Source organism: Acinetobacter amyesii (assembly GCF_023499985.1).
Taxonomy (GTDB): Bacteria; Pseudomonadota; Gammaproteobacteria; order Pseudomonadales; family Moraxellaceae; genus Acinetobacter; species Acinetobacter amyesii.
Window position 1 is genome coordinate 113,659 of record NZ_JAMCOU010000013.1, and the last position, 11,467, is coordinate 125,125.

General features: G+C 39.3%; 13 protein-coding genes. 9 read left to right on the forward strand and 4 right to left on the reverse strand.

Going from position 1 to position 11,467, the window contains the following annotated elements; genetic code table 11:
• The first annotated feature begins 27 nt into the window (after positions 1-27).
• Positions 28-897, forward strand: a complete 870-nt coding sequence (locus M5F03_RS01985) for a DUF2797 domain-containing protein (RefSeq protein WP_180023994.1) — start codon at positions 28-30, stop codon at positions 895-897.
• A gap of 78 nt (positions 898-975) precedes the next feature.
• Here the strand turns inward: M5F03_RS01985 and M5F03_RS01990 are convergent, their stop codons facing one another.
• The 4 genes from M5F03_RS01990 to M5F03_RS02005 all read right to left on the reverse strand — a co-directional run bounded on the left by M5F03_RS01990 (position 976) and on the right by M5F03_RS02005 (position 5,065).
• A complete protein-coding gene (locus M5F03_RS01990; RefSeq protein WP_372491123.1) occupies positions 976-1,923 on the reverse strand; it encodes an alpha/beta fold hydrolase in 948 nt (315 codons plus the stop codon).
• A gap of 234 nt (positions 1,924-2,157) precedes the next feature.
• Positions 2,158-4,023, reverse strand: coding sequence for a SurA N-terminal domain-containing protein (locus M5F03_RS01995; RefSeq protein WP_249706224.1), 1,866 nt, complete (start codon positions 4,021-4,023; stop codon positions 2,158-2,160).
• Positions 4,024-4,155: 132 nt separating this feature from the next.
• Positions 4,156-4,428 (reverse strand): non-specific DNA-binding protein Hbs, encoded by a 273-nt coding sequence (gene hbs / locus M5F03_RS02000; protein WP_078188662.1) that lies wholly within the window; start codon positions 4,426-4,428, stop codon positions 4,156-4,158.
• 166 nt (positions 4,429-4,594) lie between these two features.
• Positions 4,595-5,065 (reverse strand): phasin family protein, encoded by a 471-nt coding sequence (locus M5F03_RS02005; RefSeq protein WP_111883718.1) that lies wholly within the window; start codon positions 5,063-5,065, stop codon positions 4,595-4,597.
• A gap of 206 nt (positions 5,066-5,271) precedes the next feature.
• Here M5F03_RS02005 and M5F03_RS02010 point away from each other — a divergent pair, with 206 nt between their 5' ends.
• From M5F03_RS02010 to fdx, 8 genes are all read left to right on the forward strand, one after another.
• On the forward strand, positions 5,272-5,919 hold the full coding sequence (locus tag M5F03_RS02010) for a hypothetical protein (RefSeq protein ID WP_249706226.1): 648 nt from the start codon (positions 5,272-5,274) through the stop codon (positions 5,917-5,919).
• A 112-nt stretch (positions 5,920-6,031) separates the two neighbouring features.
• Positions 6,032-6,505 (forward strand): Rrf2 family transcriptional regulator, encoded by a 474-nt coding sequence (locus M5F03_RS02015; protein WP_078188665.1) that lies wholly within the window; start codon positions 6,032-6,034, stop codon positions 6,503-6,505.
• Position 6,506: 1 nt separating this feature from the next.
• Entirely contained in the window at positions 6,507-7,724 is a 1,218-nt protein-coding gene (locus tag M5F03_RS02020; protein ID WP_078193480.1) for an IscS subfamily cysteine desulfurase, read from the forward strand.
• Between the two features lie 104 nt (positions 7,725-7,828).
• On the forward strand, positions 7,829-8,215 hold the full coding sequence (gene iscU, locus M5F03_RS02025) for a Fe-S cluster assembly scaffold IscU (protein ID WP_078188667.1): 387 nt from the start codon (positions 7,829-7,831) through the stop codon (positions 8,213-8,215).
• A 37-nt stretch (positions 8,216-8,252) separates the two neighbouring features.
• The gene (gene iscA / locus M5F03_RS02030) at positions 8,253-8,573 is read left to right on the forward strand and encodes an iron-sulfur cluster assembly protein IscA (protein WP_078188668.1); all 321 of its coding nucleotides are present in this window, start codon (positions 8,253-8,255) and stop codon (positions 8,571-8,573) included.
• A gap of 104 nt (positions 8,574-8,677) precedes the next feature.
• Entirely contained in the window at positions 8,678-9,193 is a 516-nt protein-coding gene (gene hscB / locus M5F03_RS02035) for a Fe-S protein assembly co-chaperone HscB (protein ID WP_180034816.1), read from the forward strand.
• A 39-nt stretch (positions 9,194-9,232) separates the two neighbouring features.
• Positions 9,233-11,092 carry a Fe-S protein assembly chaperone HscA gene (gene hscA, locus M5F03_RS02040; RefSeq protein WP_249706236.1) on the forward strand — a complete coding sequence of 620 codons (1,860 nt, stop codon included), beginning with the start codon at positions 9,233-9,235 and terminating at the stop codon, positions 11,090-11,092.
• A 16-nt stretch (positions 11,093-11,108) separates the two neighbouring features.
• Positions 11,109-11,447, forward strand: a complete 339-nt coding sequence (gene fdx / locus M5F03_RS02045) for an ISC system 2Fe-2S type ferredoxin (RefSeq protein WP_078193483.1) — start codon at positions 11,109-11,111, stop codon at positions 11,445-11,447.
• Positions 11,448-11,467: the final 20 nt, after the last annotated feature.

The following is an 11,467-nucleotide window of genomic DNA, read 5'->3' on the forward strand; positions in this document are numbered from 1 at the left end:
ATCCTTAATAATGAAGTGAGTATTCGTATGGAACTACAAGGCATTTGCCATAAAATGCATGCAGGTCTTAAAGACCTTAGTGTAACTGATCAACATACACACAAGGCAAATGTTGAGTATAAATTCATTCTAGATCGCTCAGAAGTTGATCTACCGTTTAGCCTTGGCCAAGAAATTGAAATCGAAGCCACGGGAAATATTTACTGTATTTCTTGCGGCGCAAAAACACCTAAATCTTATTCACAAGGTCATTGCTTCAAATGCATGAAGACTAAGGCTTCTTGTGATATGTGCATTATGAAGCCTGAAACCTGTCATTATCATCTCGGCACTTGCCGTGAAGATGATTTTGCCCATGAAGTTTGCTTTCAACCGCATATTGTCTATTTAGCCAATTCGAGTGCCTTAAAAGTGGGGATTACTCGACTTGGTCAAATGCCTACACGTTGGCTGGACCAAGGTGCGACGCAAGCTTTGCCTATTATGAAAGTTGGTTCACGTCGTCTATCTGGTCAGCTTGAAGTCATGTTTGGAACGCAAGTGGCCGATAAAACTGATTGGCGTAAATTGCTAAAAGGTGAAGCAGAACCCATCAACCTGATCGAAATTCGCGACCAATTGGTGGAAGAATTTGCACCAAAAATTCAGACCATTCGTGAAGAATTTAGCCAAAATTTAGAGTTTAATGAAACTGTTGAACTGTTAGAAGATGAGTTGCCACGCCAATTTATCTACCCGGTAGAAGAATATCCTGAAAAAATCAAATCACATAATTTGGACAAAACACCGATTATTCGAGGAAAATTACAAGGGATTAAAGGTCAATATCTGATTTTGGATACCGGTGTAATCAATATTCGTAAATACACGGGCTATGAAATTAAAGTACGTACTTAAATCGACTTAACGTGTCTAATTAAGTTTAAAAAAGCGAGATATTTCTCGCTTTTTTTTCACACACTTTACAGATTTGATTCATTGAACAGTTGAAAGAAACTTTAAATATGGCAACGCCATTAACTGCTCCGCTTCTAAGATAGGCATATGACCAACATGGTCTAAAATCAGAGGCTTTTCGGCTTTTTTAAATAAGCGTCTCAGTTCTTCTGCCACTTCAACATTGATAATCTGATCTTGCTTCCCCCAGATAATAAACACAGGTGCATCAATGCCTCGTGCAGCCAAAGCAAAGGACTCCGGCGTATACAAGGTCGCCATTTTTTGCAGTTGCTCCACCATTTTATTAGTTTGTTTAGACTGAACTATCATCAACTTTTCTTGCCCAATTTTTAATTCTTGTGGAATAAAAGGCGGGGATTGCATCACGATCTTCATCACGCGATCAAAATCACCAGTTTTTCTGACCACTAGCTCTGCAAGCTTTGCCGTATCTTTTAAATACACTGTATTACTCGACTTAAAGACACCTGCCGAATCCACCAACAATAAAGATTTCACTTCTAAGGGATACTGAGCGCTATAGAGCATGGCAATTGCACCACCCATCGAATGCCCTGCGATATGTAAATTTGGATCTAACTTTGTAGCATCAATAAATCGTCGTAATTTTTCAGTTAAATTTAGAATCGATAGATCAAATTGATCTGCGACAATAGTTTCTCCATGTGCTGGCAGATCAGGAATAATGACATGATAATTTGGCGTTAAATAACGGGCAACGCGGTTCCAATTATCACGCGTGCCTGACAAACCATGCAGCAACAACAGCGTCGGTTTTCGTGGATCTCCTCCTTCACTGTATGTCCATTCGATTTCATTATTTTTGACTTTTTTACTGGTCAAGCCCGCCCAAGCTCTTTCCTGCTCTAGAACATTTTGAAAGTTTCGTTCTGCAGCTTGAATACTACTTGCAACGCAAATCGTTAATAGCATTAATATCATGTGCTTAAAATAATGATCCATCCATCGCAATAACGGTTTCTTTAAACGTTTAAATTGAGGCATATACAGAGATGTCATCCGCTTAATCCTTTGTCGTGATGAGTTATTTCTTCTTCATATTATTTTTTGAGAACACCAATCTACGATGCTAGAGTCGATATTTCATTTGCCAAATCTTTTAAATAAAAATTATATCTGTCAATTTAAGTCAAAAAAAAACCAGCTCGAAAGCTGGTTTTTTTAAAGCTGCCTTAATTATTTAATTTTGGCATGATCTTTTAGATAACGTGTGTAGTCATCAAATTCTTGCTGACCACGAAGCTGTTGATAAAGTTTTTTTAACTCATCTAACTGCTCACCCGTTAATGCCGCATCAGATTGTTTGTTCACTGCAGTCACAGCAACCACAACCAACTCATTTGGTAGATTTGTGGTCGTAACAGACCAATGACCTGCTTTCGGCGCTTTTACACTAAATGCAGCACGTTGAATTTCGCGTTTCAACAAACCATCAGCACGAGTGAAAGTACCCGCATTTTCAAAGTTTAAATTGCCTTTCGCGACTGAAGCAGCAGGTTTTGCAGCAAACTCTTTCAATGTCGCTTGAATCTGGGCTTTTGCAGCATCAGACGCTTTCTTTTCAATCAGCTGAGTTTTCACATGCGCTTTCGCTTCAGCTAAAGTTTGAACACCCGCAGCATGATAGTTACGCACTTTCACCCAAACCACATCACCATTTTTCAACTGAATGCTCGATGAAACATTACGTTCACCATTTTTAACATCATCGTTAAACAATTTAACTTTGACGTTTGCATCACTTAAAACTGGATGTTGCGATGCTAATGTTAAGCCATTCAATGATTGTACTTTTACGCCTTTCACTTCTTGACCCACGACATCAAGGGCATCACTGCTCACAACCATATCATTGAGGCTGTTTACAGTGTCAGAAAAAACATTGGCTTTTTTCGAAGCAGCGACTTCTGCTTGTAGACGTGCCTTTTCCTGTTCAAATGAAGCCACTTTTACAGCTGGCGCCACTTTTTCGATCAAGTGATAACCACTGTCTGTTTTTACTGGAGCAGTCACTTGACCAGCTTGAGCACCTTCAACTGCAGCATCAAACGCATCACCAAACACACCTTTTTCATAAGCAACCAGTTCACCACCTTTTGCTTTAGATTCAGGATCTTCAGAGAATTGCGCAGCAGCTTGGTTAAAGCTTAAACCCGCTTTAATTTTAGCTTGAACACTTTCAGCCAGTTTTTTAGCTTCGGCATCTGAACGATTGTCCGCAGTGATCATGATGTGCTTAACGATAGGTTTAACTGACTTCTGTGCATTCTCAACAAAGCTGTTATACGCTTCTTTCAGTTCAGCATCAGTTGCAGCTTCTACAGGTGCAGTTATATTGGCAGGTGTTAATAAGACAAAATCTGCATCAACACTAGTTGCTTGCTTAAATTTGTTTTTATGCTGCTCATAATAAGCGGCAATTTCAGCATCAGATACTTTTACATTTTTCTTGTAATTTTCAAGATTAATGCTCGCCAACTGAATACTACGTTGTTCCGTTTGTAAGTTCGCAATTTGCAAGATATCAAGCTTACTCACCAATGCATATTCCATAAATGTTGTAGACAACATTTTTAAAGCATGGTCTTTACGTAAATTATCAATGAATGTGCGATTCGTCATACCAATCGATTCAAGGTATCGCGCAAACGCTTCATCAGAAAATTGACCATTGACTTGAAAGCTTGGCTGCTGATGAATCATTTGCACAATTTGTGCATCACTTAAGCTAATGCCTAATTTATCAGCTTGTTGCAATAGCAATTGGCGTGAAACCAAAGTATCCATCGCTTTATTGCTAATGAAATTTTGATTCAATAATGTTTCATCACCCTGAGCATATGCCAGATATTGTTCTTTTAATGAGTTCGTCAGTGCTTCGAGTTCTTTTTGAGAAATTTCAGTACCGTTTACAGTCTTTGCTGCATCTTTAGATCCACCACTAAAATATCCTTCAATACCTACAAGTGCTAAAGGGGTCAAAAACAAAACGAGCAAGACCTTGCCCAGCCAACCCTTAATGACTTTACGAAACGATTCCATAAGTATTCCAATATTTTATTTGCGGTGAATTTTAACCGAAAACCCGAGATGAATGAATGCGATATATCAATTAATCACATTTACCAATAAAAAACGCGCCAATTTATGGCGCGTCTCATGTGCTTAATAAGATTAAGCTACAGAATCTTTCAAGCCTTTACCCGCTTTGAAGCTAGGAACTTTGCTTGCTTTGATTTCTAAAGTCGCACCAGTTTGTGGGTTACGACCAGTACGTGCAGCGCGTTCTTTTACGCTGAAAGTACCGAAACCAACTAAAGTAACTGTATCACCAGCTTTTAATGCATTGGTAACTGCAGCAATTGTAGCATCTAAAGCTTTACCGGCATCGGCCTTAGATAATCCCCCATTTTCGGCAATTGCATCAATTAATTCTGATTTATTCATGAAAATTACGTCCTCTTAATATCGTTTATTTAAGGTTCAAGAATTTGTATAAAACGCCATAACGCCTTTATAGCAATGCTTTAGGGTTAAACGCAATACTCCTCAACCTCTTTTTATAGAATTTTTTGACGAAAAAAACCTTGAAAATTCGATAATATTAAAAAAGTTAGTGTTTTTTTAATATTTCGGCCCTCAGTTGGGCATTTTCTTCGGCCAATTGGTCAACTTTAGTATGTAATTGAAGTATAAGCCTTTCTAAGTGCTGTAAATCCTTTACAGTCACCAATCCTAAACGGTTTAAAGAATGATTAACACCATTATCTAAAATTTTTTCTACCTTATCTTTCGTATCGGTTACAGATTCCTTGGCTTTTTCTGAAACTTTTTCGACAGTTTGATCTGCAATATCAATCGTTTTGGACTCAAGCTCCTCTCCAACTTTGACTAAAGAGTCAAAAAGCTTATTCCCCTCTCCCTCAGCACGTGAAAAAGCACCTAATCCAGCCAACCAAATCTGTTTGGTATATTTACGAAAATCCATTTTAGAGCGACGATCAGAATGACTACGTACCCGAGGTTTAGCCAGCTTTTCTGATGTTTCCTGTGCATCGTCAATTATGCTTTCTGTATTTTCCATAATCCGCACTTCTCCTGATTATTTTATGTGCACATCAACATGTGATTCTTCATTTTAACAACATAATAGCAAACATATAACTTGATAGATTGATTAAACTGTTCTACAAAGCTAGTGAATTACCAAATTTTTGGTATATTCTAAGTTCCTCTAGAGCAGGACGCTCAGTTTCCAGTGCTTTCAGATTTTAACAAGGACATTTTTTTATGAGCGATACGCAACAAACACAAGCTCAACCACATTTGTTGCTTACTATGACCCTGATTGTTTTAGAAACTATTTTTACCTTCATTTTAAAACATGACCGCGTTGTAGCATTACAAGCTAAAAAATTTGTTGATCAAAAAGTCGCACTAAAAATAAATAGCTACATCCCTTATTTTGACTTTTATGTTCAGTTTACTGAGCACGGCATTCTGTTCGACACTAAATCTCCAGATAAAGTCATCGACCTTGATGTCCGCACGACACTAATGGATTTGGTGAAAATTTTTGTATTTGGTAATCGTAAGAGCATCAAAACCATGCGTATCGATGGCGATGTGGTTTTAAAAGATGAATTTCGTGATTTGGTTTCTTTATTTAGTGTGCCGAAAATTTTATCTGACTGGAAACACTGGCTGTCTGAACCTGTCGAAGAAAACGATATCGTTGCATCTAAAAAACGTATTGCCCCACTTTTAGAAAAAATTGAACAGCAACGCTCTAAAATAAACACGCTACAAGTTGAAGTTAAACAATACAAAAACCGTATTAAGCGTATCGAACGTCGTCAAAAGCGGATTAATATCGCTTTTAGTCTAATATCTGTTCTTTTAATAACGTTATTAGTGTATAATGTGTGTTTCAAATAAATACATAATTTTTCAGACAAAATAAAACAAATAAACAATCTCAAAAAAACTTGACTATTTTAGTCAGGATTCATAAAATCTGCACATCTAGACTTAACATGTGTATCGAATCATGCGCTTAACAACTCGCGGTCGCTACGCAGTGACTGCTCTACTTGATCTAGCTTTGCAGCCAACTGAACAAACGATCACTCTTGCAGAAATTGCAGCTCGTCAAACCATTTCAGTGGCCTATCTTGAGCAGTTATTTGCAAAATTAAAGCGTCACGGCTTAGTTTCCAGCATCCGTGGAGCAAACGGTGGTTACCACCTTGCTCGTAGTGCTGAAGACATCACTGTTTTGGAAATTATTGAAGCTGTAAATGAAACAGTTGATGCAACCCGTTGTGACCACAAAGGCAACTGCCAAAATGGTGCAATGTGCTTGACTCACGATTTATGGCAGGAACTCTCCCACCACATTGCCGATTATCTTGCAAAAATCACCCTTGCTGACCTTGTAGCACGCGATAACGTTCAAACCGTATCAATTCGTCAAAATTCAGCAAACTTTGATTCAGCCCTTTTATCGGTTACAGGTATTTGACATGAAGCGTCCTATTTATCTTGACTATGCAGCAACTACACCTGTAGACCCTCAAGTCGCAGAACGTATGATGGAATGTCTAACGTTTGACGGTACTTTTGGTAATGCAGCTTCTCGTTCTCATGCTTACGGCTGGCAGGCAGAAGAAAAAGTAGAATATGCACGTGAACAAGTTGCTAATCTAGTAAAAGCTGATCCACGCGAAATCGTTTGGACTTCTGGTGCTACTGAATCTGACAACCTTGCGCTTAAAGGTATTGCTCAGTTCTATGCATCTAAAGGCAAGCACATTATTACAAGTAAAATTGAACATAAAGCAATTCTTGATACTTGCCGCGAGCTTGAAGAAGAAGGCTTCGAAATTACTTATCTTGAGCCAGAAGCAAAAACTGGTTTAATTACACCTGAAATGGTTCAAGCTGCCCTCCGTCCAGATACAATTCTTGTATCTTTGATGATGGTGAACAATGAAATCGGTACAACTACAGATGTAGCTGCAATCGGTGAATTGACTCGTGCAAACAAAACTTATTTCCATGTAGATGCTGCGCAAGCTGCTGGTAAAGTAGAAATTGATCTTTCAACAATGAAAGTTGATTTGATGAGTTTCTCTGGCCACAAAATCTATGGTCCTAAAGGTATTGGTGCTCTTTATGTACGTCGTCAACCACGTGTACGTATTAAAGCGCAAATGCACGGTGGCGGTCATGAACGTGGCATGCGTTCAGGTACGTTAGCGACTCACCAAATCGTGGGTATGGGCGAAGCGTTCGAACTTGCCGGCAAAAACCTGCATGCTGAACAAACTCGTATTCGTGTACTTCGTGACAAACTTTGGAATGGCTTGCAAGATCTTGAACAAGTCTTCCTCAACGGTCACCCAGAATACAACGTTGCAAACTATCTAAACGTCAGCTTTAACTTTGTTGAAGGTGAATCATTAATGATGGCACTTAAAGATTGCGCAGTATCTTCTGGTTCTGCATGTACATCAGCAACTTTAGAACCATCTTATGTACTTCGTGCATTGGGTCTTTCAGACGAATTGGCTCACAGCTCGATTCGTTTCAGCTTTGGTAAATACACCACTGAAGCCGATATTGACCACGTACTTGAAATTACCAAAGCAGCAGTTGAAAAACTACGTGATCTTTCACCGCTTTGGGACATGTACAAAGAAGGTATCGACCTTAATTCTGTAGAATGGGCTGAACACTAATTCATCCCGGTGAGATAGCTTTTATTTTAAGGCTATCTCATTGATTAACGTAATTTCACCCCCATATTAATCTTAAGGCTGACCCCGAGGTTTGGAGAAGCATCATGGCTTATAGCGAAAAAGTAATTGATCATTACGAAAACCCTCGTAATGTTGGTGTTTTAGACAAAAATGCAGAAAACGTTGGTACAGGTATGGTCGGTGCACCAGCTTGTGGCGATGTTATGCGTCTACAGATCCAAGTTGATGACAACGGCGTAATTGAAGAAGCTCGCTTCAAAACTTACGGTTGTGGTTCAGCAATTGCATCTAGCTCATTAGTAACAGAGTGGCTAAAAGGCAAAACTCTTGATGAAGCTCAAGCAATTAAGAACATTGATATTGCAACTGAACTTGCACTTCCACCAGTAAAAGTACACTGCTCTGTACTTGCTGAAGATGCAATCAAAGCTGCTGTAGAAGACTACCGTAGCAAGAAAGTAAAAGCTTAATTGTTTACGTGTTTTAAAAAAGATTAACGGAGTTTTCATGATTCATTTAACTGAAAATGCTGCAACTCATATCAGCAATTACATCAAGAATCGCGGTAAGGGTGAAGGTATTCGCGTTGGCGTGAAAACTTCTGGCTGTTCTGGTTTAGCTTATGTACTTGAGTTTGTCGATGATATTGACACGCATGACCAAGTATTCGATCAGTTTGGCGTAAAAGTATTCGTTGATCCAAAAAGCTTAGTTTATCTTGAAGGTATGGAGATGGACTATGTGAAAAATGGTTTAAACGAAGGTTTTGAATTTAATAACCCAAATAAAAAAGGCGAATGTGGCTGCGGCGAATCGTTTACGGTTTAAGCCATTTCCACGCTCCTTTTTCGCATTAAAACAGTGTAAAATTCACTGTTTTAATTGCATTTAAAGCAACACTTTTTGCACCTCTATTGCGGACACCATCTCCCATGAATCATTTTGAGTTGTTTAACTTACCTGTAGCACTCGATATTGATTTAGCAGTTTTAAAAGCTGAATTTTTAAAGTTGCAGCAACAATATCATCCAGATAAAGCCGAAGACAAAGATCTAGCCCTGATAAAATCTAGTGAGATTAATCAAGCATTTAAAGCTTTATCCAATGTTGATAGCCGCGCTGCATATCTTTTAAGTCTCAAAAAACAAGATTATCACCTTGATCAATCGATTAGTGATTTTGAGTTCCTACAAGATGCCTTAGAAATTCGTGAACAGTTAGATGAGGCAGGCTCTGCTGATGACCTCACTTCACTTAAAACTGAAGTTCAGCAATGGATTGACGGTTTGGTTCGTGAATTTAAAATTGATTATGACGACGAAGACTGGGCAGAAGCACGTGATACCGTACGTAAATTACGCTTCTTCCAAAAAGTAATGGCTGACATCGATAAAGCTGAAGATCGCTTCTTAGACGACGATAGCTTTGATTTAGACGATGATTTTTAATTTATTTTTTATATTTGACGTTCAAAGGATGTAACACACATGGCTCTCTTGCAAATTGCAGAACCTGGTCAATCAAGTGCGCCGCATGAACACCGCATCGCAATTGGTATCGATCTTGGGACTACACACTCTTTAGTAGCCACGGTACTTTCTGGTAAAGCGAAAGTGCTTAACGATGAACATGGTCGTGTGTTACTCCCTTCTATTGCACACTATGGCGAATCCACTACGCAATATGGTGACGACGCAAAGACATTCTTAACGACTGATCCTAAAAACACCATCGTTTCTGTAAAACGCTTTATGGGTCGCTCTAAAGCAGATATCAAATTCCAACACCCGTACAACTTAGTCGGTGAAGCGAATGAAATGCCTGCTTTTGAAACTGCACAAGGTCGTAAAACACCCGTTGAAATTTCTGCTGAAATTTTAAAACAACTCAAAGACCGTGCAGAAAGCAGCTTAAATAATCCAGTAAATGGTGCTGTCATTACTGTGCCTGCCTATTTTGATGAAGCACAGCGTCAAGCAACGCGTGATGCAGCTCAGCTTGCAGGCTTAAATGTACTGCGTCTTTTAAATGAACCGACTGCTGCTGCAGTGGCTTATGGCTTAGACCAAGACACCAATCTGGCACACGATCAGAACTATGTGATCTATGATCTGGGTGGCGGTACTTTTGACGTTTCAATTTTACGTTTCTCTCAAGGTGTTTTTGAAGTTCTAGCAACGGGTGGCCATACGGCGCTTGGTGGTGATGACTTAGACCGTCTGATTGTAAAATGGGCAAAAAAACAACTGAATATTGAAACTTTAGATGATGCTGAATATGCACATTTCATCGTTTCTGCTCGTAAAGCAAAAGAAGCTCTAACCGAGGCTGAATCTGTAGAACTTAAAGTTCTTGATCAATCATTGACTTTAGACCGCCCTACTTTTGAATCAATCATCAAAGTTGCTTTGGATAAAACTATCAGCGTTTGTAAACGTGTCATGCGTGATGCCAAGCTTGAACTCAGCGATATTCAAAATGTGGTATTGGTCGGTGGTTCTACCCGCTCGTATGCTGTACAAAAAGCTGTTCAAGATGTCTTCAATCAAGAACCGCTCTGCACTATTAACCCTGATGAAGTTGTGGCCATTGGCGCGTCGATTACAGCGAACCAGCTTATTGGTAACTCTAAAGATGGTTCATTGCTTTTAGACGTCACACCGCTTTCTTTAGGTTTAGAAACCATGGGCGGTTTGGTTGAGCGCCTTATTTCGCGTAATACAGCCATTCCAGTGGCGCGTCGCCAAGAATTCACAACCTATCAAGATGGTCAAACAGCGATGTTGATTCATGTTGTACAAGGTGAACGTGATCTAGTTGAACATTGCCGTAGTCTAGGTCGTTTTGTGCTTCGTGGTATTCCACCGATGACTGCGGGTCAAGCACGCATTGAAGTGACTTTCCAGGTCGATGCTGATGGTTTACTCACGGTGTCTGCCAAAGAAACCACTTCTGGTGTGCATGCTCAAATTGACATCAAACCATCTTATGGTTTATCTGATGCCGACACCGAACGCTTACTAATTGATGGTTATAAGTTTGCTGAAGAAGACAAAAACTTACGTCATCTTCAAGAAACCAAGGTTGAAGCAAAACGTGAACTTGAAGCACTTGATCAAGCACTTAAAGTGGATGCTCAACTCCTCAGCCAAGAGCAACTCAGTTCCCTCACTTCTGCACGCAGTGTTTTAGATGCTGCACTTGAAACGACTGATATCAAAGCTATTGAACATGCTGTAGAACAGCTTAAAATACATAGCGATGCATTTGCTGCAGCTCGTATGAATCAGCACATTGATGCCGCATTGAAAGGCACAAAACTCGATGACTGGTCAAACTCAAATTAATTTATAGGTCAAGATTATGCCACGTATTAAAGTACTGCCTCACGCAACAATCTGCCCAAACGGCGCTGAGTTTGAAGTCGAATCAAATGCTAACCTTTGCGAAAGCATGTTAAAAAACGGCATCAAAATTGAGCATGCATGTGATATGTCTAAAGCGTGCACCACTTGCCATGTGGTTGTACGTAAAGGTTTTGATGGTCTAGATGAAATGGATGATGTCGAAGCAGATCTTCTCGATCGTGCATGGGGATTAGAACCAGACTCTCGCCTGTCATGCCAAGTAAAAATTGAAGATGAAGATTTGGAAATTGAAATTCCTAAATACACCATCAACCATGCTTCAGAAAATCATTAATTTATAGATAATTTTCTATA